This window comes from Paraburkholderia sp. NPDC080076, from assembly GCF_050281145.1.
In the GTDB taxonomy this organism is placed as follows: domain Bacteria; phylum Pseudomonadota; class Gammaproteobacteria; order Burkholderiales; family Burkholderiaceae; genus Paraburkholderia.
On the sequence record NZ_JBNNWQ010000005.1, the window covers coordinates 198,391 to 222,285 of the forward strand.

The 23,895-nt window shown below is 58.8% G+C and carries 22 protein-coding genes; 15 read left to right on the top strand and 7 right to left on the bottom strand.

What is annotated here, in order from left to right; all coding sequences use genetic code 11:
- Positions 1 to 138: 138 nt before the first annotated feature.
- The 3 genes from ACQKRQ_RS22415 to ACQKRQ_RS22425 all read right to left on the bottom strand — a co-directional run bounded on the left by ACQKRQ_RS22415 (position 139) and on the right by ACQKRQ_RS22425 (position 3,855).
- Positions 139 to 1,458: an MFS transporter gene (locus ACQKRQ_RS22415; protein WP_427479467.1), complete on the bottom strand. Its 1,320-nt coding sequence runs from the start codon at positions 1,456 to 1,458 to the stop codon at positions 139 to 141.
- A 155-nt stretch (positions 1,459 to 1,613) separates the two neighbouring features.
- Positions 1,614 to 2,372 carry an SDR family oxidoreductase gene (locus tag ACQKRQ_RS22420; protein WP_427479469.1) on the bottom strand — a complete coding sequence of 253 codons (759 nt, stop codon included), beginning with the start codon at positions 2,370 to 2,372 and terminating at the stop codon, positions 1,614 to 1,616.
- Positions 2,373 to 2,415: 43 nt separating this feature from the next.
- Positions 2,416 to 3,855 (bottom strand): aldehyde dehydrogenase family protein, encoded by a 1,440-nt coding sequence (locus ACQKRQ_RS22425; RefSeq protein ID WP_427479471.1) that lies wholly within the window; start codon positions 3,853 to 3,855, stop codon positions 2,416 to 2,418.
- A 252-nt stretch (positions 3,856 to 4,107) separates the two neighbouring features.
- On the opposite strand from ACQKRQ_RS22425, the gene ppa reads away from it, so the two are divergent.
- Positions 4,108 to 4,635 carry an inorganic diphosphatase gene (gene ppa / locus ACQKRQ_RS22430; protein WP_132375596.1) on the top strand — a complete coding sequence of 176 codons (528 nt, stop codon included), beginning with the start codon at positions 4,108 to 4,110 and terminating at the stop codon, positions 4,633 to 4,635.
- Between the two features lie 564 nt (positions 4,636 to 5,199).
- Here ppa and ACQKRQ_RS22435 read toward each other — a convergent pair.
- Positions 5,200 to 5,757, bottom strand: coding sequence for a GlxA family transcriptional regulator (locus ACQKRQ_RS22435; protein WP_427479473.1), 558 nt, complete (start codon positions 5,755 to 5,757; stop codon positions 5,200 to 5,202).
- Between the two features lie 218 nt (positions 5,758 to 5,975).
- Here ACQKRQ_RS22435 and ACQKRQ_RS22440 point away from each other — a divergent pair, with 218 nt between their 5' ends.
- Positions 5,976 to 6,209: a hypothetical protein gene (locus ACQKRQ_RS22440; RefSeq protein WP_427479475.1), complete on the top strand. Its 234-nt coding sequence runs from the start codon at positions 5,976 to 5,978 to the stop codon at positions 6,207 to 6,209.
- A gap of 103 nt (positions 6,210 to 6,312) precedes the next feature.
- On the opposite strand, the gene ACQKRQ_RS22445 is transcribed toward ACQKRQ_RS22440, so the two are convergent.
- Positions 6,313 to 7,050, bottom strand: coding sequence for a hypothetical protein (locus tag ACQKRQ_RS22445; protein ID WP_427479477.1), 738 nt, complete (start codon positions 7,048 to 7,050; stop codon positions 6,313 to 6,315).
- Positions 7,051 to 7,608: 558 nt separating this feature from the next.
- Between ACQKRQ_RS22445 and ACQKRQ_RS22450 the strand changes: the two genes are divergently transcribed.
- The 12 genes from ACQKRQ_RS22450 (at position 7,609) to ACQKRQ_RS22505 (ending at position 20,498) form a co-directional block, all read left to right on the top strand.
- The gene (locus ACQKRQ_RS22450) at positions 7,609 to 7,917 is read left to right on the top strand and encodes an acylphosphatase (RefSeq protein WP_132375587.1); all 309 of its coding nucleotides are present in this window, start codon (positions 7,609 to 7,611) and stop codon (positions 7,915 to 7,917) included.
- Between the two features lie 495 nt (positions 7,918 to 8,412).
- Positions 8,413 to 9,756, top strand: a complete 1,344-nt coding sequence (gene chrA / locus ACQKRQ_RS22455; RefSeq protein WP_427479804.1) for a chromate efflux transporter — start codon at positions 8,413 to 8,415, stop codon at positions 9,754 to 9,756.
- Between the two features lie 210 nt (positions 9,757 to 9,966).
- Entirely contained in the window at positions 9,967 to 10,242 is a 276-nt protein-coding gene (locus tag ACQKRQ_RS22460; RefSeq protein WP_132375581.1) for a metal/formaldehyde-sensitive transcriptional repressor, read from the top strand.
- A gap of 8 nt (positions 10,243 to 10,250) precedes the next feature.
- Positions 10,251 to 11,510 carry a CDF family Co(II)/Ni(II) efflux transporter DmeF gene (gene dmeF, locus ACQKRQ_RS22465; RefSeq protein ID WP_427479479.1) on the top strand — a complete coding sequence of 420 codons (1,260 nt, stop codon included), beginning with the start codon at positions 10,251 to 10,253 and terminating at the stop codon, positions 11,508 to 11,510.
- A gap of 305 nt (positions 11,511 to 11,815) precedes the next feature.
- On the top strand, positions 11,816 to 12,115 hold the full coding sequence (locus ACQKRQ_RS22470) for a hypothetical protein (RefSeq protein WP_427479480.1): 300 nt from the start codon (positions 11,816 to 11,818) through the stop codon (positions 12,113 to 12,115).
- A gap of 1,382 nt (positions 12,116 to 13,497) precedes the next feature.
- A complete protein-coding gene (locus tag ACQKRQ_RS22475) occupies positions 13,498 to 14,895 on the top strand; it encodes an MFS transporter (protein WP_427479482.1) in 1,398 nt (465 codons plus the stop codon).
- Positions 14,896 to 14,962: 67 nt separating this feature from the next.
- Positions 14,963 to 15,946, top strand: coding sequence for a LysR family transcriptional regulator (locus ACQKRQ_RS22480; protein WP_427479484.1), 984 nt, complete (start codon positions 14,963 to 14,965; stop codon positions 15,944 to 15,946).
- Positions 15,939 to 17,351, top strand: a complete 1,413-nt coding sequence (locus tag ACQKRQ_RS22485) for an aspartate ammonia-lyase (protein ID WP_427479486.1) — start codon at positions 15,939 to 15,941, stop codon at positions 17,349 to 17,351. The genes ACQKRQ_RS22480 and ACQKRQ_RS22485 overlap by 8 nt, the downstream gene beginning before the upstream one ends.
- Positions 17,352 to 17,424: 73 nt before the next feature.
- A complete protein-coding gene (locus ACQKRQ_RS22490) occupies positions 17,425 to 18,006 on the top strand; it encodes a prolyl-tRNA synthetase associated domain-containing protein (protein WP_427479487.1) in 582 nt (193 codons plus the stop codon).
- Between the two features lie 152 nt (positions 18,007 to 18,158).
- The gene (locus tag ACQKRQ_RS22495) at positions 18,159 to 18,833 is read left to right on the top strand and encodes a Crp/Fnr family transcriptional regulator (protein ID WP_408316783.1); all 675 of its coding nucleotides are present in this window, start codon (positions 18,159 to 18,161) and stop codon (positions 18,831 to 18,833) included.
- Positions 18,834 to 18,933: 100 nt separating this feature from the next.
- Positions 18,934 to 19,347 carry a RidA family protein gene (locus ACQKRQ_RS22500; protein WP_408289362.1) on the top strand — a complete coding sequence of 138 codons (414 nt, stop codon included), beginning with the start codon at positions 18,934 to 18,936 and terminating at the stop codon, positions 19,345 to 19,347.
- A 41-nt stretch (positions 19,348 to 19,388) separates the two neighbouring features.
- On the top strand, positions 19,389 to 20,498 hold the full coding sequence (locus ACQKRQ_RS22505; protein ID WP_427479490.1) for a 4-hydroxyphenylpyruvate dioxygenase family protein: 1,110 nt from the start codon (positions 19,389 to 19,391) through the stop codon (positions 20,496 to 20,498).
- Positions 20,499 to 20,793: 295 nt separating this feature from the next.
- Here the strand turns inward: ACQKRQ_RS22505 and ACQKRQ_RS22510 are convergent, their stop codons facing one another.
- Together ACQKRQ_RS22510 and ACQKRQ_RS22515 are read right to left on the bottom strand one after the other, a co-directional pair.
- Positions 20,794 to 21,186 carry a response regulator gene (locus ACQKRQ_RS22510; protein WP_132375565.1) on the bottom strand — a complete coding sequence of 131 codons (393 nt, stop codon included), beginning with the start codon at positions 21,184 to 21,186 and terminating at the stop codon, positions 20,794 to 20,796.
- Positions 21,187 to 21,549: 363 nt separating this feature from the next.
- Positions 21,550 to 22,605 (bottom strand): LacI family DNA-binding transcriptional regulator, encoded by a 1,056-nt coding sequence (locus ACQKRQ_RS22515; RefSeq protein WP_132375563.1) that lies wholly within the window; start codon positions 22,603 to 22,605, stop codon positions 21,550 to 21,552.
- 223 nt (positions 22,606 to 22,828) lie between these two features.
- Between ACQKRQ_RS22515 and ACQKRQ_RS22520 the strand changes: the two genes are divergently transcribed.
- The gene (locus ACQKRQ_RS22520; protein ID WP_132375561.1) at positions 22,829 to 23,821 is read left to right on the top strand and encodes a substrate-binding domain-containing protein; all 993 of its coding nucleotides are present in this window, start codon (positions 22,829 to 22,831) and stop codon (positions 23,819 to 23,821) included.
- The last annotated feature ends 74 nt before the right edge of the window (positions 23,822 to 23,895 follow it).

Here is a 23,895-nt window from a genome sequence, read left to right on the forward strand (position 1 = left end):
CGACTACCGCCCCACGTCCTTGGCGGCGGTCGGTCAACATGTGTCGAAACCGCCGTATTCGGCGGTGAATTGGTCGTTCCTTCACACCAACGCAAAGCCTCAGCAGTAGATCACTGCCAAGGCCCGCACCTCAACCCCTCACTTATTAACCATCTTCGCCGGCACACTAATCGCCAGCAACCCACCGAGCACCATAAACGCCGCCAGCATATACATACCGGAATCATTCGCGGCCGTCGCCTGTTTGAGCCAGCCCACCGCATACGGGCTGAGGAAACCCGCCAAATTCCCAATCGAATTAATCATCGCAATCCCCGCCGCAGCACCCGTCCCCGCCAAAATCGCCGTAGGCAAACTCCAAAACAGCGGCAGGGTAGTAAGAATACCCATGGTCGCGAGCGTAAGCGAGGCCATTGCCAGCACGGTGTTGTGCGCCCACACGACCGACAGCACGAGCCCGATCGCCCCCGCGAACGCCGGCAACGCAATATGCCAGCGCCGCTCCCGCTTGCGGTCCGCGCTGCGCGACACGAACACCATCGCCACCACAGCTGCCGCGAATGGCACCGCCGAGAGCAGGCCGATCATGAACGCATCCGTCACGCCGGTCGCCTTGATGATGGTCGGCAGCCAGAAGCTCACGCCATACAGACCCATCACGAACGAGAAGTATGTGAGACTCAGCATCAGCACGCGGCCGCTCGTGAGCACCTGGCGAATCGGCATGTCGTGCTTGGTGGCTTCTTCGGCGGAGACGTGGCGTTCGAGCAATTGCTGCTCTTCCTTGGTGAGCCACTTCGCCTTCGAGATACGATCGTCCAGCATGACGAACACCATGATGCCGACGATCACCGAAGGAATCCCTTCGAGCAGAAACAGCCACTGCCAGCCATGCCAGCCGTTCACGCCGTCGAAGCTCTTCAGGATATAACCCGAGACCGGACCGCCGATCACGCCCGACAGCGCGATCGCCGTCATGAACCAGGTGGTCATGCGGCCGCGCCGGTGCGACGGATACCAGTAGGTGAGATACAGAATGATGCCGGGGAAAAAGCCCGCTTCTGCGAGACCGAGCAGGAAGCGCATCACGTAGAACATGGTCGGCGTAGTGACGAACATGGTCAGCATGGAGATCACGCCCCACGACACCATGATCCGCGCGATCCACACGCGTGCGCCGACTTTATGCAGGATCACATTGCTCGGAATTTCGAAGATGAAATAGCCGAGAAAGAAAATCCCCGCACCGAAACCGTAGACCGCGTCGCTCAGACCGAGATCGCTGGTCATTTGCAGCTTGGCGAAACCGACGTTGACGCGATCGAGATACGCGACCACGTAACAGAGCATCAACAGCGGCGCGAGCCGCCAGGTGACCTTGCGGTAGGTCGCCTCTTCGAAGGTGGAAGGCGGCGCACCCGCGCCGGGATGGTGGAGCGGATTTGCGGGACTAGCCATGGTGTCTCCTCTTTTCTTGTGGAATTGAAGTACCGCTGTCGATCGATTCTATCCGCGCTCAGTGGTTTGCACGACGAATCGATACCGGGGGAAAACACTGACTGCGGCGAGGGCCGCAGCACGCGAAACCCTCGCAGACCGGATGCGGCGCGGCGCTACACGCAGCGCCCGCCGTCTACTTCAAGACACACGCCGGTGATGAACTCCGCCTCGTCCGAAGCCAGATAGAGCGCGGCGTTGGCGATGTCCTGCGGCGTCGAGAAACGCCCGAGCGGAATGCCCGCGAGAAAGCGCTGACGATTCTCCGGCGTATCCTCAACGCCCATGAATTCGGACAGCAGCGCCGTCTCGCCGATCACCGGATTCACGCAGTTCACCCGAATGCGGTCCGGACCCAGTTCGACCGCCAGCGACTTGCTCGCGATAATCACCGCGCCTTTGCTGCCGTTGTACCAGACAAGCCCAGGGCGCGGCCGCACTCCCGCCGTGGACGCGATATTGATGAAGCAGCCGCCGCCTTGCTCGCGGAAATACGGCACGAATTCCTGCACGCTCCAGTAGATGCTTTTCACGTTCACCGCGTAGACGCGGTCGAATTCGGCTTCCGTCACTTCCAGCACCGGCTTGTTGCGATGCGTGGTGCCGGCGTTGTTGACGACGATCTGCACGCTGCCGAAGTCTTCGAGCGCGGCTTCGCGCAGTTTTTGCCAGTCTTCGCGCTGGGCGACGTTGCCTGCCACCGCGATGGCCTTGCCGCCGGCCAGCGCGATTTCACTCGCCACGCGCTCGGCGGCCGGGCCGTTCAGATCGTTGACCACGACGTTCGCGCCTTCGCGCGCGTAGGTCTTCGCAATGCCTTCGCCGAAACCCGAGCCGCCACCCGTGACGATGGCTGTTTTACCTGTCAACCGCATGATGTCTCCGCTGTTTGTTGTGGATGCTGATACGTATGCTCGACTAACCGTGCCGGATCGCGATGGTTTTCAGCACCGTGAAGCCGTACAGCGCCTCGAAGCCCTTTTCGCGGCCGTGGCCCGAATGCTTGACGCCGCCAAACGGCAATTCGACGCCGCCGCCCGCGCCATAGTTGTTGATGAACACCTGGCCCGAGCGCAGGCGGCGCGCGAGCCGCATCTGCTGCCCGCCGTCGCGCGTCCAGATGCCGGCGACGAGGCCGAACGGCGTGCCGTTGGCCAGCGCCAGCGCTTCGTCTTCGTCGCTGAAGGACATGGCGGCGAGGACGGGGCCGAACACTTCGTCACGGGCGAGGCGGTGGCTGGCGGGCACATCGCGCAGCAGCGTCGGCGCCTGATAGAAGCCGCTTTCGGGCGCTTCGGGAATCACCTCGCCGTGCGCCGCCATGGCGATGCCGTCGTGGTGCGCGTCGGAGAGGAAATCCCACACGCGCCGCTGCTGTTTCGCGCTGATCAGCGGCCCGCAGTCGAGATCGGCCTGCGAGGGGCCCACGCGCAATGCTTGAAACGCGCCGCTCAGCCGGTCGAGCAAGGGTTCGTATATAGCGCGGTCGATCAGCACGCGGCTGCCCGCCGAGCAGGTTTGTCCCGCGTTCTGCACGATCGCCGACACCAGCACGGGCAGCGCCGCGTCGAGGTCCGCGTCGGCGAAGACGATTTGCGGCGACTTGCCGCCCAGTTCCAGCGTGACCGGCACGTGATTCTCGGCGGCCATCTGCGTGACGAGCTTGCCGGTTTCCGGCGACCCGGTGAACGAAATGTGATCGATGCCGGCGTGCCGTGCGAGCGCCGCGCCCGCTTCATGCCCGTAGCCGGTGACGATATTCAGCGCGCCGGCAGGCAGACCCGCCTCGGCGGCCAGTTCGGCGACGCGCAACACGGACAGACACGCATCTTCGGCCGGTTTGACGACGCATGCGTTGCCGGTGGCGAGCGCCGCGCCCACGCTGCGGCCGAAAATCTGCATGGGGTAATTCCACGGCACGATATGGCCGGTCACGCCGTGCGGCTCGCGGATCGTGAGCACCGTGTAGCCGGTCTGGTAAGGCAGCGTTTCGCCGTGCAGTTTGTCCGCCGCGCCGGCGTAGAACTCGAAATAGCGGACGAGGGCGGCCGAATCGGCGCGCGCCTGCTTGAGCGGCTTGCCGGTGTCGCGGGCTTCGAGCAGGGCGAGTTCTTCCTGGCGCGCGGCGACCAGCATGGACAGCCGGTACAGCACGCGGCCGCGTTCGGCGGCGCTCGCCTCACCCCACGCGCCTTCGAAGGCGCGGCGCGCGGCGTGTACGGCGGCGTCGATATCCGCCGCGGTGCCGCGTGCCAACTGGGTGAAGGGCTGACCGTCCGAGGGATCGAGCACGGCGATCGTCTCGCCGCCTGAGGCGGCGGACCACTCGCCGCCGATGAAGTGTCGGGCTTCTTCCATGCATGCTCCTTGAGGTGTCACGCGGCCGCGTTGCGGTTGCGTGGTGTTCACAAACGAGAGGCACAATCGAGAGACGCCAGATGATTATCGCGCCGATCCAACGCGGGATGCCATCGGCCGATTGGCTATAATGGCGTATTCCGCACTGTCCGGCCGCAGCGCCGGCGCTCGAGGCGAGTTTCACGATGCATGCCGTTCGAGTGGCCGCACCGCGCGCCGTGTTCCGAATTCCATCCTGATCAGAGAGCGCTCATGAGCTTCAATCACGTCCCCGCAGGCAAAGACCTTCCGCAAGATTTCAACGTTATCATCGAAATCCCGGCGCAAAGCGATCCGGTGAAGTACGAAGCGGATAAGGAAACGGGCCTGCTCCACGTCGACCGTTTCATCAGCACGGGCATGCGCTATCCGGCGAATTACGGCTACATTCCGCAAACGCTGTCGGGCGACGGCGATCCGGTCGACGTGCTGGTCATCACGCCGTTCCCGCTGCTGGCTGGCTCGGTGGTGCGTGCCCGCGCACTCGGCATGCTGCAAATGACCGACGAATCCGGCGTCGACGCCAAGCTGGTCGCCGTCGCGCACGACAAGGTCTGCCCGATGACCGCCGACCTGAAGTCGATCGACGACGTCCCGGCGTACCTGAAAGACCAGATCAAGCACTTCTTCGAGCAATACAAGGCGCTCGAGAAGGGCAAGTGGGTGAAGGTCGACGGCTGGGCGGGCATCGACGCCGCGCACAAGGAAATCACCGAAGGCGCGGCGAACTACAAGAAGTAAGCTGCGTCACGTTTGATGGACAGAAAAACCGCGCGAGCCTGCGAAGGCCGCGCGGTTTTTTCATGGCTTGTCGAAACACGAGGGCGTCGCGTGCCGCCTGGTCCCGAGTGTGGACACATGGACGCAGTGCATCGAGAGGATGAACCGAAGCCATTTTTATATCTAGGCGTAAACCCTTGTGAATGGCCGCCTGCCTGCCGCTGGCTAGCACGATGCCAAAGCGGTTGAAACCCAACGTGTAACAAATACGGCCCCGGTTTCGCATGGCATTATTTTGACTGGTCGTTGGCGGCGTAGGCATCCTTGTCGACATCATCGGGTCGCTGATTACCGCTCTGATAGGTGCTGCCATCCGGCGGCTCCATCAGTGGAGGTCGTGCCGCTCACTCTGATGCGACAGTTGATTGACCTCGGCGACGGCGCATTGACCACTTCGGAGAGAACTGTTCGAGTTCCTGTCGCATCACTACGAGCAGGGCTTCGTAGCCGTTGAGATGAGCTCAACCCCGGTGCTGGCTGCGATGGAAGGCGAGCCGCCAGGCAACCGTGACCGCGCCGCAGCCATCATGTAACTACCAGGAAGCGTTCTGCGTATTCGCGCGGGCTTATCTCGAAGCGCCGCACGAAGGCCTTCCTTAACACGTCGACGCTGCGGTAACCGAATCGACGTGCAAGAGTCTCCATCGACCGTTCGCCCAGTTCGAGCGCACGGCAGATTGCTTCGAGCCGAACGTCCTCGACGTACTTTGCGGGCGTCGTTCTCAACTCTCGCTCGAACGTGCGTATCAATGTCCTGACACTTGTGGCCATCTGGTCAGCCAGCATCTCTACTGTCAGGTCCGAATCAAGGTGCTCGCTTATCCAGAGGCACAGCTTGGCCAGCTTTGAGTCAGCAACGTGCTGCGAACGAAGGGAGGCACTGAACTGAGCCTGTCCACCCGGGCGACGCAAAAAGAGAACCAGATTTTTTGCAATTTCCAGCGCAACGCTGTTTCCCAGGTCTTCGCCGACGAGAGCAAGAGCTAAGTCTATCCCTGAAGAAATTCCCGCATCACTGCTCCACGACCTGGGGCTTACGGCTGAGTTCGCAGCGGACCAGCGCTTCGAAGTCGATGGCGCCAACGCTGCCAGTCGGATTCTTCTCGCTAACGACTATCCGGAATCGAAAGCGCAACTCGTCTGGGACGGCATCGCGCTGCACTCCAGCGCAGGCATCGCGGAGCGCAGGGAAGCAGAAGTCGCCCTCGTGCATATGGGTGCCCATGTCGATGTGTTTGGGCTCTGGTTCGATGAGATCGCACCCTCGTTTATTGACGACGTGCTTCAACTCTACCCACGAGATGGATTTCGTCGGACGACAAATCACCTACAGTCCGACCACCCTCGAAGCGTATCGCGAGCACCTTGAAAAATACGACCTTCCCGAATTCACGATTCAGCACTTCATAGAAGTTGCAGTTGACTACCAGAACGGCGTCTTCGTTGGCGAGGACAGCGTCATCGGACAAGTCACCGGGAAAGCCCCCGAGACCGTTGAAGACTTTGTCCGGGCCAATCGTGAACTGTTCGTGTAGCGCGTGCCTTTGTGTAGTTCGCGACCAGTGGTCGGTCGAAAGAACTCGTCAACTCGTTATCGAAAAGGTATGACCCCCTCGCCGAAACAAACGCCGCCATTCTTCACGAGGTTACGAGCTGGACCTGACTTCGCGACCGGCCAACCAGAGAAGAGCGGGAATCCAGGTCCTTGCCTTCAAGGTCCGGCCGCTTGTTACGAGCGAAGACATCGAGCAGTAGTGGAGAGCCGCCATATTCCGCACAGAAGTCTCGCGCGCGCTGTTGAATCGAGCGATAGCTTAGCTGGACTTCGGCCTCGCTTTGCAGCAAGTTGTACTCCGGAAGTGTCGTGTGCAGGTCGCGGAGCACGGCCAGCGTAGGCGCATTCAGCACCACGTGTCCGTTGGCAAAAATTGCCTCGAGTACGTGCGGCCGCTTATTGCATTTGACGCGCAACGCCTTGATGAAACTGTCGGCCAGCCGCGAAGCTTGCAGAAACGGCAGGGGTGGGAATTCGATTGGATGGGTCTTGCCGCGCGTTCCAAACACGCGCTTCTTTGACCAATGGGCGCGAATATCCCGCACCATTTCAGCCTGCCAAACGTCGAACGCGGCACGGTCGCTCAGATTCGCGGCGTCAAAGTATCCCGGCGCGAGTTGCTTCGCGAACTGCCGGTCGGCCCATTCGTTGAATACTGCCAGTGGGCCATACGGCTCGCCGGTGTACCCCGTCGCGACTCCTCGGGCGCTCTTGGTGTCAACCCCGGCGTGTGTCACTTCCTTCGCGTGACGGAACCATTTTTCGGCCTCGCCAAGGTACTGCTGGTATTCCGCTGCAAGTGCGGCGTTGTCTGCATGCATAGGCTTCTCGTGTCTTAGTGAGGGGGCACGCGTCTGCCCACGCCAGTGATTCGAAAAGGTGCTGACGAACGCAGCGGCGAGAGTTGACGCGTCACGACGCAGTGCCATGCGGACGCACGCAATCGCTGCGGCCATATGGCGCTAATTGAGGTGCACAGAGAGAGTCACCACGGCGCGCAAGGTCTGCCTGCTGGCAAAACGGCGGCTTGGTAAAAACGGGCGCGGAGGTCCTGTCGCTCAGGCAGCGAAACTGTTAGGAAATCGACGACATCGATTGTCCACGGCATCTGTCCTCTGTTTGATGTTCCTAGAGATTCTAGGCGGCCTTGAAACTTGGCAACAAGTAAAAAAGTGATAAACGACACCTTGCAAATCGCGGGTGGAGGCCGGCCGCCGACGATGTTAGCCCCGCTTCGGGTGCCGCGTTGCTCCGCGTCGACTTGAACATCCGTTCGGCAACTCGGGCGAACGGTCATCGGCGTTGGGGCGAACGGCTTGAAACAAGGTGTAAATTCACGGAGTAGCGGCAGAGTCAAAATTCATGAGACGGATGCACCCATGGAATCTGAAGATAAAGATGAGCTCCTGGAGACCCGATTGGTTCGGGTCCGTGGCCAGGTGCAGGGCGTGGGTTATCGGGAGGCCTGTGTACGACGGTCGAGACAACTGGGCGTCACCGGCTGGGTCCGCAACCGTATGGACGGCTCGGTGGAGGTGATGCTGCAGGGTTCACCGGAGCAGTTGGCGGTCATGTGCGCCTGGCTCGGTGAGGGCATGTCGGCAGCGCTCGTCGATGAGCTCGAGGTAACCGAAATTCCGCCACCGTTTGCCCGCTTTGACAACTTCGAGCGGCTGCCCACGTTGTAGGTGCAAGGTCGTCAGGGCCGCACGCGGCGCGTGAGCCTTTCTAAAGCCTCGGCTGTAAGATTCGCAGCATCGCCTGCCCGCCAAAGTTTTTGAGTGGAAAGTAGGCGCGGTGTGTCTCGACGTCTATCGTCACGACGTGCGTCCCGAGGCGGGATTTGAGGCGGTGATGACGCGGCCTGAGCGAGGACGAACTGCTGCACGAAATGAGCCAAATGCTTGACTCGCTGCTCGCGCATTTCGCTGCGGTGGAAAAGAGCGCCGCCACGCGACGGAGGTGAGCGGACTTCTGAACGATTCCGTAGTAGTTTTCTCCGTTCAGTATCCGTTGCCAATCGCTATGGGAAACCCGGCGTCGTAGCCGCACCGCTTGCGCGATTTGGACCACCGGTCTGGGGTAACGCCGCCGAGGTATCGGCACACGGCTGAACATTCAATCGCAAGCTGAAGCATTCGGAGTTTCAAGTGCAACAAAGTCAACTGGTGCCGGACAACGAAATGAGCAATCAGCGCATTCAGGCGGTCGAGTCGGTCACCATTGGCCAGGCGCTTTGGTACTGGCTCAAGCTAGGCTTTATCAGCTTCGGAGGTCCGGCCGGGCAGATTGCCATCATGCACCAGGACCTGGTCGAACGAAAACGCTGGATTTCCGAGAAGCGATTCCTGCATGCATTGAACTATTGCATGGTACTTCCCGGACCAGAGGCGCAGCAGCTCGCCACCTACATCGGTTGGCTGATGCATCGCACGTGGGGTGGCGTGATTGCAGGAGGCCTCTTCGTCCTGCCGTCGCTTTTCATCCTGATAGGACTATCCTGGGTCTACATGGCTTTCGGCAGTGTTCCGGCTGTGGCAGGCGTGCTTTACGGCATCAAGCCGGCGGTCACGGCAATTGTCGTTTTCGCCGCGTACAGGATCGGCTCTCGCGCACTGAAGAATGCGTGGCTCTGGTCGATTGCGGCGGCCGCGTTCGTCGCTATCTTCGTTGCAAACGTCCCGTTTCCTCTCATCGTCCTGGTCGCCGGGATCGTCGGTCACTTTGGAGGCAAGTACGCTCCATCCAGATTCGTTGTTGATGGAGGGCACAAGGGCGGTGACAAGGCGTTCGGTCCCGCACTCCTTGACGACGACACGCCCACTCCCCGGCACGCGCTCTTCACATGGAAGCGATTCACTGTCGTGCTTGCTGCCTTCATGCTTATATGGCTCGCGGCCATCGCGGTACTTTCGCTTGTGTACGGCTGGACGGGAACACTCACGCAAATGGCCTGGTTCTTCACGAAGGCCGCCCTGCTGACCTTCGGGGGCGCGTATGCGGTGTTGCCGTATGTCTACCAGGGTGCCGTCGATAATTACCACTGGTTGACCGGACTGCAGATGATAGATGGCCTGGCGCTCGGCGAGACCACGCCTGGACCACTCATCATGGTGGTTTCCTTCGTTGGTTTCGTTGGCGGCTGGACCAAGGCAGTGTTCGGACCGGACGCAATAATGACCTCTGCTGTCGTCGCGTCCGTCGTCGTAACGTTCTTTACGTTCCTGCCGTCTTTCCTGTTCATTCTGCTCGGCGGTCCCTTCATCGAAACGACCCACGGTAATCTGAAATTTACTGCGCCGTTGACAGCCATCACTTCCGCTGTGGTTGGCGTCATCGTGAACCTTGCCGTGTTCTTCGCCCTTCACGTGTTGTGGCCGCATGGCATGCATGGTGGATTCGAATGGTCCTCGCTGCTTATAGGTGTGGCTGCCGGTATCGCGCTGTTCCGGTTCAAGGTCGGGGTAATACCGGTCGTGCTGACATGCGGTGTAATCGGCCTCGCGCTGAGACTGTTCGTTTTTTGAGCCGCCTTTTACAGCAGCAGTCGCCGCTGCTGCTTACGCTGTCGCACGCCAATAGAAGATCAAATAGGCTTTTACCGCAGGCTGCGACCACGAGCAGTGCCCTTGGCGAGACGCCTGCGGCACCCGGCTGCCACGAACGAAACAATACCCCTATCCCCTATGGTAGACTCCAAACAATAATATACCCCATGGGGGTATCTGGAGAGCACGATGAGTCATACGGTTCAAGAAAAGCAAAGACTTCTCAACAGGGTTCGCCGTATCAAGGGGCAGGTTGAGGCCATCGAACGGGCGCTTGAGGAAGAGCATGGTTGTTCGGATGTCCTGCAGCGGATTACGAGTTGTCGTGGAGCGATGAACGGCCTGCTTGCGGTGGTGCTGGAGGACCACATCAGGAACCACCTTGTCGATGCGAACGACGGCGAAGAGCCGGCCGGCAGCGCGACCGAACAGCTCATCGAGGTTGTTCACAGCTATTTCAAGTAGGTTTCGAAATGAATGATTTCAAAGACGCCGCATTCGGCGCAGGGCATGACCATATCTTTCTGGGTGCCGGTCATGAAAAGAACGAGCGGAAGACATGGGCTGTGATTGCGCTGTGCAGCGCGATGATGCTCGTTGAGATCGTTGGCGGCAGTATGTTCGGCTCGCTTGCGCTTGTCGCCGACGGCCTGCATATGTCGACGCATGCTGGAGCAATGCTGATTGCAGCGCTGGCGTACACCTACGCGCGCAAGCACGCCACCGACTCCCGCTTCGTGTTCGGTACCGGCAAGCTTGGTGACCTTGCAGGGTTCACGAGTGCCATCGTGCTTGCGATGATTGCAGTGCTGATTGGCTACGAGGCGATGTCGCGTTTTCTGTCGCCGGTACCCATTCACTTCGGTGAAGCGATTCCTATCGCGGTGGTCGGCCTGCTGGTCAACCTGGCAAGCGTGTGGCTGCTGAGCGGCGGTGACCACGGCCATAGTCATGGTCATGGTCACGACGACCATGCCCATGAAAACGAGGTGCGAAAGATTTTTGCGCCGTCCGGTGTGTTTGCCGTTTCCATCTTCGAAGATGGGGTGCCACCCGTTTTCCGCATTACACCGGCGACGCAGGGTTCACGACCGGACGCTTCAGCGGTGTCCGTTACGACGGTACGGCCCGATGGGACGCAACAGGTATTCGCGCTGGCGGACCGTGGCGGCTATCTGGAATCGAAGGAAGACATTCCCGAGCCGCATGCTTTCAAGGCCATCGTACGGATGCCGGACGGCGAACACGAAGTCGAGTTCGAAGAGCATGAGCACGGCCACGACGCGCATGAGGCAGCGACCCGGGACCACAACATCCGGTCGGCCTACATTCATGTCATGGCTGATGCGGCGGTCTCGGTGCTGGCCATCATCGGTCTGGTGCTGGCGCGCGCGTTCGGCTGGCTGTGGATGGACCCCCTGGCGGGCGTGATTGGTGCGCTGGTGATTGCAAACTGGTCATACGGCTTGATGCGAGACACGGGCGCAATCCTGCTCGACATGAACTCCGACCGACGTATGGCAGAGAACGTGCGTCATGCTATTGAGGACCGTGGCGACAAGGTCGTCGACCTGCACGTATGGCGCGTGGGTCCAGGTCACATGAGTGCGGTGGTGTCGGTGGCAACAGGTGAACCCCAGCGAGACTCGCGTTTCTATCATGCAGTACTCGAGCGCTTCAAGGGGCTGTCGCATGTCACCGTTGAGGTGCGACCATCACAGGCTGCGGCCTGACCCATGCTCTTTCGATGGTAAGACCAGCTTGTCCGTCGGGTGTTTTCTTACTGCGATATCGAAAGCCCATTCCCATCATTCTTGGCGTGCTCGCCGCGACGACAATCCGCAAACGAAGAGCGTCGCCGCCTCGCGATAGCGCCGGACCGGTCAGAAATTTGGCACGGCCCCGCCAGTGAGCCATACCGCGTATTACAAACGGTTACTGGAGAGACTACTCGGTTTCACCGAGTACTTTCCGCGCCGTCTACGATGTTGTGCCGGACCCTTTCAGGCGGTCCGCATAATCTGAATGGAAGAGCACCATGAAACGCGTATTGGTTTTAACCGCGCTGGGAGTTTCCCTGGGATGTGCATCCAGCTCGGCACTGGCTCACGCGGACATCGGCGTCTTTCTTGGCGTGCCCGGCCCAGTCTACGCGGCACCGCCTCCGGTCGTCTATCAACCGCCTCCGGTCGTCTACCAATCGCCGCCCGTCGCCTACGCGCCAGTACCGGCCTATGGCTACGGATATCAGGACGAATACCGGGAGGAGCGTCGTTGGCATGACAATGGCCGGCATCGTGGTTGGTACAAGCATCACCATGACGATGACGATGACTGATGCATCGTTGTGGCGGGCTCAGTGATAGAGCTCGTATCGTGGAAGCGATCGCGCCGCAATATCACTTTCCGAATACTCTGTCGCCAAGCACGATTTTATGCATGTTCGAGGGGTAGACCCACTGAAGCGCCTGGCATTCGATAAGCTTCATGAACGCAGGTGGTCCGCTGCAGATTACATGTGAGTTCGCGTGGGTGGGGCTCAATGCGTGAGCCGTAGCGTTCGCAATCTGCGCCTCGCTTAGACCGATTCGGTGGTTAACCTGAGCATGGTCGCGAAGTTCGTCCAGATCCGTCCGGAAGACAGCTCGCTCGGGTGTTCTAGCGAAATTGTGAATTTCCAGGCAGCGTCCCGCCACTGATGCGATATGCCTTGCCACACCTGCGATCGCTTTGACTCCAACGCCAGCCGAGAACAGGATGTAGCGCGCGCTTTGGTCTATGACAACGGCAGTGTCTCGCGGAACGCCTACGTAAATTTCGTCTCCTCGGTTCCACGAGAATTCTGAACTTGCTCGTGCCGTCTCGCTATCGTCCTCTTGCCGGATTCCCAGCAAAAAAGCGTCGCGTCGTGAGGGAGCGTGCCATAGCGGGTACGACCGCACGGCTCGGCTTCCATTGCCTCGAGCGAGGTCGACTATCGCTCCGTCTTCGAACGACGGTAGTTCCAACCGGTGCTTTATCCGCAATTCGACTGCGTGATAACCCTGGGCGAGTGGCCACTTCCGAGTCACAATCGCTGCAATCATCTTGTCGTCCATATTTGCTCCATTACGAACTGCGAAGGATGGGAGGGTGCTCCAGATGACATTGCAGAATTGCGGCCGACCCGAAGCTTTATGTTCAGCCGGATTCAGAGTAGGGCGCGTCTATGTTGACCGCAAGATGCGATAGTTGAATGCCGTCTATATGACATCCTTGATAATCATTCGTGTGCTGGCTGCTACTGCTTGCAGTCTACGGCGCCTTTCTCGCACAAGGGACGGCCGCCGCCGACGCCACGCAGAATCAGGCGGGACGACCCGCGCATCCTCTTTGCTCTCAAACATCCGATCGATGCGACTCGCTAAGGATAACTACGGGAAGATTGTCATGCTCCTTTAGCAACCTACGCTTCAAGTATTCCGTCGAGGGCTGCGAAGGATAGTGGCGTCGTGTCGCGTATCCAGAGCCGGGCGGTTCTCCGTCCGGCCTTTTGTCGTCCGCGAAAGCCGTTTTTTCCGGGCCGCTTCTTCGGGTTAGCCCAAATTCAACGCCGCTGCGGGGCAGTATTAGAATTAGTGATACTAGGTCGTAACATGCTGTTTTTCTGAATTCGTCACCATAAACTGGTTTCCAAGGTGCTCTTCACTTGAGCACCAGAACGAGAGACAGGAGACGATTGTGAACAAACACATATTGCTGGAGGACTTGCCGCTTCGCCCCTTCCACGTGGGAGTTGCCTTCAGCGGAACGGGCGGGCAATTCAGTGATGGTTTCGTCTTGGGAATTATCGGAATTGCCGTCAGCATGGCTGCCGGTCCGCTTCATCTCGATGCCCTATGGATGGGACTGCTTGGGGCGGCGTCGCTTGCAGGGCTCTTCTTTGGCAGCATGCTGGCGGGCCCGATTGCGGACAAATACGGCCGTCGGACGATTTTTGCGTTCGACATGCTGCTCTTCGCGGTGGTCTCCGCTGCCCAGTATTTCGTGACGTCGCCCGAGCAGTTGCTGGTCTTGCGCCTCGTGCTCGGGTTCATTCTCGGCGCCGACTACGTGGTAAGCAAATCCCTTGTGACGGAATATTCGCCTCGTCGCTATCGTGGGCGTCTGCTTAGCGTGCTCGCGGCGGCGTGGGCCGCCGGGTACGTCGGTGCCTACCTGGCCGGCTTCGCTATGCGGGATATCGGCCCTGACGCATGGCGCCTCATGCTGGCGGCAAGCGGAGTTCCGGCCCTGCTGATTCTTCCGTTCCGGCTCATCGTGCCCGAGTCGCCGATGTGGCTGATGAAGCGTGGCCGCGGCGATGAAGCGCTTGCCATCATCCATCGCAAGTTCGGTCCAGAAGTCATGCTTTCGAAGCAGACCGTGGCGCCTCAACAATCGCGCGGCGCCTGGTCGGAACTGTTCTCACCGCGTTGGCGCAAGAACACTATCGTTGGCTGCGTCTTCTACACGTGCCAAGTCATTCCTTACTTTGCGTTGGGCACTTTTTCACCGAAGGTTCTTGAGGCGCTGCAAGTAAAAGACAAGTTCGTGGGCGGTCTCGTCTACAACATCCTGCTCTTTGCCGGCGCAGTGATTGGCCTGCTGCTTATCGATAAGCTCTCCCGTCGCATGTTCCTCATCGGGACCTTCTACTTTGCGGCGCTTGCCTTGGCTGTGCTCGCCTACGCCAGCTTTGGACCCATCGGCACGATGCTGGCGTTCGGGCTCTTCGCATGCATTCTGTCAGCCGCGGCAAACCTCGAATTCGTCTATCCGCCCGAACTCTTCCCGACCCACCTTCGAGCATCCGGCGTCGGCTTGGCCGTCGCCTCAAGCCGTTTTGGTTCGGCCATCAGCACATTCCTGCTGCCGCTCGCAGTGCAGCACGTTGGCATTCACGCTGCGTTAGGTGTCTGTGTTGCGGTGCTGCTTGTCGGCGGAGTCTTCTGCCATGTGCTGGCTCCGGAAACGGGTGGGGAAAACCTCTCGGACGTAAAGTCCGATGCTGCGGGCGAAGACCAACCGATAGCTGAGGAGCGACATGACGTATCCATCGCTACCTCAACGTTGAGTCGCAGCAAAACACGGTTCTGATTGCTCATAGAGAATTGGTGGTCCGGACACGAGAACACAGGCCAGTACGCTCTTATCAGGACGCGCCATGTCGCCAATCAAACCCATCGATATGCATGCAGTACAAGTCTTTGTCGCCGTCGCCGAAGAGGGAAGCATGTCGTCGGCGGCAGCCAGGCTGGGTATATCCCAATCAGGTGTGTCGCAAATCATTCGGCAACTCGAGGAAGAATTGGGCGTCGTCCTCGTCAACCGCACGACTAGGCCGCTGGCGCTAACACCTTTTGGCATCGCACTTCGAAATCGAGGCGCCGTTTTAAGCGAAGAGATTGCGAATCTGAAGGCGCAGGTCGTAGAAGCCGGACGAGGCATCAAGCCGGACTTGCGTATCGGGCTGGTCGACTCGTTTGCGTCTACTTGCGGCTCAGTATTTACAAAGAATTTACTGGGAAAAGTTTCGCAGTTGTCGATACGTACCGGGTTGAGTCCCCAGCAGGGAGAAGCGCTTCTGCGGCGTGACCTCGACCTGATTGTCACGAGCGACCCGTTAATGGATGCGAATGACGTGGTTCGGTATCGACTTTTTTCGGAGCGCTACTTCGTCATAACACCGAAGGCACTCAGGAGATCCGTGCGAACCGTCGAGGATGTACGAGCGCTTGGCAACAGCTTGCCCATTGTTCGATTCAATCGCACTTCACAGGTTGGGATGCAGATTGAGCGATATTTGCGACGAATTGAAGTACGGCTTCCGAACCGGCTTGAACTGGACAACGCCGATGCGTTGACCTCGATGGTTGCGGAAGGAATTGGATGGGCCATCACGTCCCCAATGTGCCATCTTCAGGGGGTGACGCATGCAGGCAACGTCGCTATCCATGTGGTGGAAAAGTTGGGGCTCGAGCGTTCTCTTTACCTGGTGGCGCGCAGGGACGAATACAACGCATTTTTTGATGACGCGTGCGACACCGCGCGCGAGGTCATTGAAACGTCATTCTTGCCGAGGCTGAAAGCCTTAGGCGGAGAAATAGAGAAACTTATTACCGTTGGCGAAAGGAATTCTTATGAATAAGCTTACTCAAGGTGAACAGCGAGTCGAACGTGACTATGTCGGTGAAGTCACCATTCCAGGCGACAAGCTGTATGGAGTCAACACGGTTCGCGGAGTTGACAACCTCACGGTTTCGTCTCTGAACATCGCGCACTACGCGCAGTTCCGAGACGCTTTCGCCCAGGTCAAGTGGGCTGCGGCGCTGGCCAACTGCGATAGCGCGGTTCTGACCAAAGAGCAATGCGGGGCCATCGTCAAAGCGTGCCAGGAAGTCATCGAGGGGCACTTTGACGCTTCGTTCGTGGTCGACCTGATGGAGGGGTCGGGCGGGACATCCACCAACATGAACTTCAACGAGGTCATCGCCAATCGCGCCCAGCAGCTTTTGGGTCACGCTGCCGGAAACTATGAGGTGATTCATCCGAATGACCACGTCAACCTGTCCCAATCTACGAACGATGTCTATCCGGCGGCGTTGAAAATTGCGACGTACGCAATGCTCGACCCATTGATCGAAGAGCTCACCCAACTTGCTGCCCTGTTTGATAGCAAAGCCACCGAGTTCGCTGACATACTGCATCTCGGCAGGACTTGCCTGCAGGACGCCCAGCCCATGCGTCTGGGTCAACTGTTCGGAGGCTACGCGTCTCTGACACAGCGTTTGGCGGAGGAGCTAATTACGGTCCGGCATAAGCTCCGAACACTTCCTTTGGGTGGCACCGCAATTGGAACCGGCTTCGGCGCGCCCGCCGGTTACCGTGCCGCTGTGTACGCGCGCCTTCGCGACATCACCGGAGTCGACTATCACGCGCCAACGAATCCGTTCGATGCAATGCAGAACATGGATGTGTTCTCACGCGTTTCGGCTGAACTTCGCACGTGTGCTGTTTCTCTCGCGAAAGTCGCATCCGACCTGACGGTCCTGTCGTCGGGTCCTGTTGGCGGCCTTGGAGAGCTGAAGCTGCCGGAAGCGCAGGCCGGATCATCCATCATGCCGGGTAAGGTGAATCCTGTCCTGCCGATGGCGATGATTCAGCTGAGCTTCGCGGTTGTTGGAAATGACGTTGCAGTTGCGCAGGCAGTGCAGTACGGCGAACTGGAAATCAACCATTTCGAGCCCGTGGTCGCGTCGCGCGTTTTCGACAGCATTGCGCTGCTCACAAACGGCATTCAGCGCTTCTCGCAGAAGTGCGTCAAGGACATCAAGGCCGATATTGCGCGCAACGAGCAGCATTTGATGGAATCCATGGCGGTTGCCACGGCACTGGTTCCGAAGATTGGCTACGCTCGTGTAAGCAAGCTTGCGCGCCAATCCGTGGTCGAAGGCCGCTCTCTGGTCTCGATTCTGGACGAGTCCGGACTGCTTTCCAAGGAAGACACCTTCGCGGCAATTCGCAAGGCGTCGTATCCCGTGTTTGACGCGTAAGCGTTCGCTGCGAGCGAGCCGGCCTGGAGCCGTTGCGGGTCCGCTCGCTTTTTGGTTACAGATAGACAACAGCATGCTAGGAAAAGACGAGCTACTGAATCTCCTGGAACAAAGGGAGATTCCATTTTTCTGCGAGGAGCATGATTCGGTGCTCAATATGGCCGATTCTGAAAAGCTGACGCTTTCGCTGGAAGGAGCACGCTGTAAAAACTTGCTCCTCCAAGATAAGAAAGGCCGGTACTTTCTCGTAGTGACCACCGCCACCAAATCGCTTGACCTGTCCGCGGTCGCCGAAGCTCTGGGTAGCAAACGGCTTTCGTTCGCGTCCGCAGACAAGCTCTTCGAATTGCTGGGAATACGGACTGGCTCTCTGAGCCCCCTTGCGTTGGTCAATGATGATGCCAGGTGTGTTCGACTTGTCATCGACTCAGGGCTGGCCCGGGAGTCGACGTTTCTGTTTCACCCGCTTGAAAGCAATGCAAGCGTGTCGCTTTCGCGAGCAGCATTGGATGACTTTCTCGCGAGCGTAGACCACCCTGCAGATTGGCTGGACCTCGCTGGATTTGCAACCAACAGCCTGTCCGCCGCAACCAGGGCAACACTGCCGGTCCCGGATATGTCCGCCGACGCGCCACGTATAAGAGACGAAGTGTAGAACCGACTACTGCTATCTCTGTGCGCCAGATGAAGGAAGTGCTTGCGCTTATCAAGCGTCTTCGTGACCAGGCACCCGAACCCGCAGTCGAACCGGTCTTACGTTCGTGCCACAATACGCGCGTCGGCACGCCTACATGAAAGGGGACAGGCTTGAGCAAGAGCGCCGCGGCGACCACCGAGACATGGCATATGGACGACGCTACTGCTGGCGTGTGGATTCGCGCGGCCCATCTCGGTCGGAAGATAAAGGTCGAGAAGGGCAGCATGATTTATCGTCAGGGCGAACTCGGCTTTACCTTTTACTTTCTGCTTTCTGGCCGTATTCAGGTCTCGATTTTTCAAAGCGATGGCGCCGAGTTCATGCTTGAAATGATGGGGCCATGGGCGATGTTTGGCGAGTCCCCTGCAATGGACGGTTTTCCGCGCATTGCGACAGCCATCGCAGCCGAGGATTCGGAACTGATTGAGTTCGACATCAGGGTTATCACAGGCGTCATTCCGTCCTGCCCGGAACTTGCCATCTCCCTCATGCGCATTGTTGCGCTCAAGCAGCGGATCCTGGCCTCCCGCATTCAATACCTTGCACTTCCGAAGCCGGAGATGAGAATCGGGGAACTGCTGGGGCGGCTGGCAGAGCTGTACGGCGAGAAGCGCGAGAACGGGACGCTGATATCCATCCCTCTGACGCACGAACAAATCGCCGCAATGACGGGCGCGACCCGCGTCACTGTCACACGCGCATTGAAGCGGTTGACGACGCTCGGCGCGATTGAACTGCGGCAGCGTCGCATCTGGGTGCTCGATTCGTCCAAACTTCTCGGCTGATTTGGTAACTCGCTATACAGACTGCAGCCTGGGCGGTCACTTAAAGTGGTCACGTTGGAATCAATTTCCCCGTACTACTCCAGTTGATTGAAGGACTGCCATGAGCAAAATCGAGCGCCTGCGTCTTCCTGACGATGACGCAACCTTCGGAAGCAATCGAATTTTCGACCTGTTCCAGTATTCGCCGGCCGTGACGGCCAACGGGCTGGTGTTTATCGCGGGGCAAATCGGGCTGCGCGCCGACGGGTCGATTCCGGAGGACCCAAAGGAGCAAGTCGACGTCGCATTCAAGCGCATCGAAGCCGTGCTCAAGCATATGGACCTCGATTTCACGGATGTCGTCGAGCTTGTTTCCTATCACGTCGATGTTGGCTCGCAACTCGCCACCTTCCGCGAGGTAAAAGAGCAATACATCCGCTCCGACTTCCCGGCATGGACCATTCTCGGCATCGCCGCGCTGGCTCGCCCTGAGCTTATCGTCGAAATCAAGGTCGTCGCTGCGACCCGCAAGTAATTTTCACGCCGGAGCAGAAGATTCTCTTCGCTGGTGACTTCGTGGAATACCAGTCGACTCCCTTTGCGGCGATGCCTATTTCCGCGCGTGGCCCGTACTTTGGAATGCCACCTAATATCATGAGTACTCGAGTAAAAACTGACGGATTCGCCTTCGTCGAATTCGTCTCATCCCGACCGATGGAGCTCGTCGATCTCTTCGAGCAACTTGGCTTCTGTCTTCGCGGTAAGTCCAGGAGCGGCATGCTCCTGATGACGCAAGGCGCGGCCGCGTTCATCGTTAATGGGAATCCGAACGCGTTCGAGTCCCGGCATGGTGCGTCGGTGAGGGCGATTGGCATTCGCGTCAACAAAGCACAGGCTGCACGCGAGCAAGCAGTGGCCGGCGGTGCGGTTAGCGCCTCTGCCGAAAAGGAAGGAGCGTTTGTCCTCGACACGCCGACGATTCTCGGTATCGGAGACAGTCTCGTGTACTTTGTTGACAGCGACTTCCGCGAAATTTTCTCGCTTCCGGTCGAAGCCCGAAACACGCAGGAAGGTGACGCCAATATCCTGGCCGTCGACCATACGTCGAATATTGTCCACCCCAAGAACCTAGATTTGTGGGCCAACTTCTACCGCGACACGTTCGGCTTTGCGGAGAAGCAGTATCTCGAAGTCAAAGGCCACATGTCCGGAATGCGTGCGCGCTCAATGGTGAGCCCGTGCGGCCGCGTGTCGATTCCGGTGGCAGCTGCCGCCCACGACCAACCTGGCGTGCTCAACCAGAACGATGAATTCATCCGTGACTACGGTGGCGAAGGGATTCAACACATCGCGCTGCTGACGTCCGGCATCGAAGACACCATTCAAAAGCTCAGTGCCGCCGGCGTCGAGTTTATGGCGGCGCCATCGCAGAACTATTACGACGGAATCGATAGACGTCTTCCGGGGCACGGCCTCGACATCAGGCGTCTGGCCGAGCGTGGCATCCTGGTCGACGGTAAGGGTCCGCAGAAGATTCTGCTCCAACGCTTCACGAAGCGCCAGATCGGCCCGGTCTTCTTCGAAATTATTGAACGCCGCGGAGAAGACGGATTTGGCGAAGGCAATTTCAAGGCGCTGTTCGAATCGCAGGAGAAGGACCAGCAACAACGCGGCTCGCTCAATTGACCGCGCGGCAGGGGCTTCCGTAGTCCCTGCCGCCTATTGCACTCCCATGAGGCGGCGCAAAGGACGAATCCAATGCATCGCCTGTGGGACTTTGCTAATCGCCTTCGACCCATTCCCTAAACATGGTCGCCGAGAATCTTGAAGGAATGAAGCCACGACGGAGCAGGACATCCGAAAACATCTCCTATTCCGGTACGACGCATGGATGACCGCCGTGGCGAAGAAAGACCTCGACACGATAGCGTCAATCTACGCGAGTGACGCCGTATATCATGCACAAAAGCAGACGTTCGCTTCATTCCTTCGTTCCGCCGCGCCGGTGCTCTCGATGCGTTGCGTGCTCTGTCAGCAGCCGTCGCATGGTAGCCAGTAAAATTTGCCCATCTACGGGCTTGCGAAGGAAACCGTCGTAGCTGACGAAGGCGGGTGGACTCGGCTCTCCTGAAACCAGTACGAAGACAACATCGGCTAGTCCGGGAAGAGTGCGCAGTTGGTGACAGAGTTCGCTTCCCGACATCACCGGCATACGCCAGTCGGCAACCACAATGTCCACAGGAAATTCGACGAACATTGCCAATGCTGATTGGCCGTCGCGCGCGCCCCTAACCTCAAATCCATCAGCGGCACAACTGGCGCTCCATGCCGCCAACGTCTCCTCATCATCGTCTACCAGCAATACGCTTGTCATACGCAATTGTCCGAGCCGCCACATGATGTTTGGCAGCCTGACGCTGGCTAAAGTTCACAGAAAATCTCGTCGACACCGCACGCCCATAGCGCTTGCGTCGTTTCGGATAATGTCCTGTTTAAGCAGCGTAAACGGCTAACGGACGCCGGCCGGTCACTCCAGGTAAAAGTGACCAAGACTGCAACCGAAAGTCAGCGAATCGCTACCGACAAAATTGCCTGGAAGCGCGGCGAACTGGAGGACATTCAGTGCGCCGAGCGTAAGGTGCGAGACTCACGCATCTATACTGAGCATTACGCGCCCGTGATGGCCATAGAAAATGGTCAGCCCGTTGTAAAGAACGCCACTATTTCCAGAGCGAAGTTATCGGTCAAACTCCTTCGTTTGGTCGGCTTCTTCAAACTTCTTGCCCAGACCCGTTGGCACGAGAATCAGAGACCGGTCCGTCGAGTCATAGTTTTCGGCCAGCTTGAACGCTTCAGAAATGATTGTTTGCACGTCCTGCCGCAACATGGTCACGTCGAAAGGTAGATTTGCCGCGAATGGGTCCCAGTCGAAGCAGCCAACAACCGCAGACTTCCACGCGTCAGGCGGCAACGTTGACGTGAACTGAACCACCCCTTCAAACGCGGTAATCGAATTCATCAGCAAACCGGCCGGCAGTCGCCCAAGCTTTTCACAGCGAATCGTGAGTGCGCGTTTGGCAGCAGCGGCGTTATATCCACAGCAGTCGATTGCATCTGCCGCAGGCGTCATTTGACGAGCTTCGAAAGCGTCTCTGAATCCTGCGATACGCATCTCAGTCGCATATTCATCCGCGACACCTCCTAGCAAGACCAACTCGTCTGGCGCCGCGCCGCGTGCTAGCAGCTTGTCAATCAGCACGTCCGTAATAGCTTGAGCGCCTTTGCGGTTATCGGATACGACCGACGGCGCACCGTCGCCTGGCAGGTCCAGATTGATGGAAGGGACGCCCGCGGCCGAACAGAGCTCGTTCAATGGTGTCGGGTTACGCACGCCGGCGATAAATAGCAGTTCAACCCGCTGCGAAAGGAGTGTTTCGGTAACGCTCACCTCGACTGCGGGGTCGCGCTGAGTGCCCACGACTATTGGGCAAAGTCCGCGACTACGCGCCTGCTCTTCGAAGGTCTCGGCGAGCCCCGCAAAAAAACGGTTCCGATAATGGGGAAGAACCATACCCACCAGACCCGAGCGCGACAGCCGCAGTCCTCGAGCTTTCATGTTGACGTTATACCCAAGCTGACGCGCGCTTTCGAGTATTCGGTTCGCAGTCTCCTCTTTGATTCGATAGCGGACCCAACTGCCGTTCAGCACCATGCTGACCGTAGCCGTCGAAGAACCTGTCGCCTTTGCGACGTCATAAATCGTGGACTTGCGTCCGGGGTTGCTGCTTGCCATCAAGTTGCTCCGAGGGCATTGCGCCGTATTGTCCCGAAAAGGTAGCCGTTTCCCGACAGTGCCCAATACCAGGGTTTTTCCGGCTCGACCGAAGTGCTAAATAGATTCAGCATACACCCACCCGAGATGCTAAATGGATTTAGCAACTTTAGCAAGATGCGAAGTCGGGCCTTTAATCACTCATTTAGGGCGTCTGCGTGCCCAGGCGTCTACCGGAGGAGACATGTTCAAGAACATCATCCGCACTTTGGGTGCCGGCGCAGTCGCGCTCGCTTTGACGACGAGTTTTGCATCGGCCTCGCCTGACAAGCCTGTAATCGGTGTCGTTGTGAAGATTGGCGGCATTCCATGGTTCAACGCCATGGAAGCGGGCATCAAGAAGCGCGCCGACCAACTCGGCGTCAAGGCATTCATGGTGGGGCCAACGAGCGCTGACCCTGCGCTCCAGGTACGAGCCATCGAAGACTTGATTGCGCAGCACGTAGACGTCATCGGCGTCGTGCCGAACGACGCACAGGTTCTGGAACCCGTTCTTCAGCGCGCCAGAGCCGCCGGTATCAAGGTCATCACCCACGAGTCACCGAAGCAGCAGAACGTGGACTGGGACTTTGAACTGGCCTCGTCCAAAGGTTTCGGCGAAGCCTACGGAAAACGCCTTGGCGAGGCGCTGGGCGGGAAGGGCGAATACGCCGTTTTCGTCGGTTCGCTGACAGTGCCGCTCCATAACGCCTGGGCGGATGCGGCAATCGCCTACATCAAGGCCAACTATCCCGGGATGACCCTCGTCGGCGATCGCTACGGCGTCGCTGAAGACGTGGACGCGTCGCGCAAAACCGCGCTTGACCTGATGCGCGCTCATCCTAACTTGAAGGGCATCCTTGCGTTCGGCAGTCAGGGCCCGATTGGGGCAGCTCGCGCCGTCGCGGAGCAGCAGGCGAAAGGAAAGGTCCTGGTTCTCGGGCCGTTCTCGCCTGGACAGGGCCGAAAGCTCGTCCACGATGGCGTGTTGAGCGGCGGGTACATGTGGAATCCAGAAGTCGCCGGCGAAGTGTTTGTGACGCTGGGCACGATGCTCGTAAAGGGGCAGCCGATTAAGGACGGCACGAATATTCCGGGTCTGGGTGTTGTTCATCCCGACGGTCACAACCTGATTGTCGACCAACTGGTCGACCTCAACGCCAAAACCGTCGACGACCTCGCAAAGATGGGCCTCTGACCGCAATCCTTTTACCGAACGGGTGAGCGCGGTTGTAGCGCTGCTCACCCGGAAGTTAACGGTACGACACATCT

Excerpts from the sequence above, each read along its gene's own strand:
- ACQKRQ_RS22520 (WP_132375561.1), top strand. The coding sequence starts at position 22,829 with ATGTTCAAGAACATCATCCGCACTTTGGGTGCCGGCGCAGTCGCGCTC.
- ACQKRQ_RS22440 (WP_427479475.1), top strand. The coding sequence starts at position 5,976 with ATGGATTTCGTCGGACGACAAATCACCTACAGTCCGACCACCCTCGAA.
- ACQKRQ_RS22480 (WP_427479484.1), top strand. The coding sequence starts at position 14,963 with ATGTCGCCAATCAAACCCATCGATATGCATGCAGTACAAGTCTTTGTC.
- ACQKRQ_RS22425 (WP_427479471.1), bottom strand. The coding sequence starts at position 3,855 with ATGGAAGAAGCCCGACACTTCATCGGCGGCGAGTGGTCCGCCGCCTCA.
- chrA (WP_427479804.1), top strand. The coding sequence starts at position 8,413 with ATGAGCAATCAGCGCATTCAGGCGGTCGAGTCGGTCACCATTGGCCAG.
- ACQKRQ_RS22450 (WP_132375587.1), top strand. The coding sequence starts at position 7,609 with ATGGAATCTGAAGATAAAGATGAGCTCCTGGAGACCCGATTGGTTCGG.
- dmeF (WP_427479479.1), top strand. The coding sequence starts at position 10,251 with ATGAATGATTTCAAAGACGCCGCATTCGGCGCAGGGCATGACCATATC.
- ACQKRQ_RS22420 (WP_427479469.1), bottom strand. The coding sequence starts at position 2,372 with ATGCGGTTGACAGGTAAAACAGCCATCGTCACGGGTGGCGGCTCGGGT.
- ACQKRQ_RS22515 (WP_132375563.1), bottom strand. The coding sequence starts at position 22,605 with ATGGCAAGCAGCAACCCCGGACGCAAGTCCACGATTTATGACGTCGCA.
- ACQKRQ_RS22470 (WP_427479480.1), top strand. The coding sequence starts at position 11,816 with ATGAAACGCGTATTGGTTTTAACCGCGCTGGGAGTTTCCCTGGGATGT.
- ACQKRQ_RS22500 (WP_408289362.1), top strand. The coding sequence starts at position 18,934 with ATGAGCAAAATCGAGCGCCTGCGTCTTCCTGACGATGACGCAACCTTC.
- ACQKRQ_RS22460 (WP_132375581.1), top strand. The coding sequence starts at position 9,967 with ATGAGTCATACGGTTCAAGAAAAGCAAAGACTTCTCAACAGGGTTCGC.
- ACQKRQ_RS22485 (WP_427479486.1), top strand. The coding sequence starts at position 15,939 with ATGAATAAGCTTACTCAAGGTGAACAGCGAGTCGAACGTGACTATGTC.
- ppa (WP_132375596.1), top strand. The coding sequence starts at position 4,108 with ATGAGCTTCAATCACGTCCCCGCAGGCAAAGACCTTCCGCAAGATTTC.
- ACQKRQ_RS22510 (WP_132375565.1), bottom strand. The coding sequence starts at position 21,186 with ATGACAAGCGTATTGCTGGTAGACGATGATGAGGAGACGTTGGCGGCA.
- ACQKRQ_RS22445 (WP_427479477.1), bottom strand. The coding sequence starts at position 7,050 with ATGCATGCAGACAACGCCGCACTTGCAGCGGAATACCAGCAGTACCTT.
- ACQKRQ_RS22490 (WP_427479487.1), top strand. The coding sequence starts at position 17,425 with ATGCTAGGAAAAGACGAGCTACTGAATCTCCTGGAACAAAGGGAGATT.
- ACQKRQ_RS22415 (WP_427479467.1), bottom strand. The coding sequence starts at position 1,458 with ATGGCTAGTCCCGCAAATCCGCTCCACCATCCCGGCGCGGGTGCGCCG.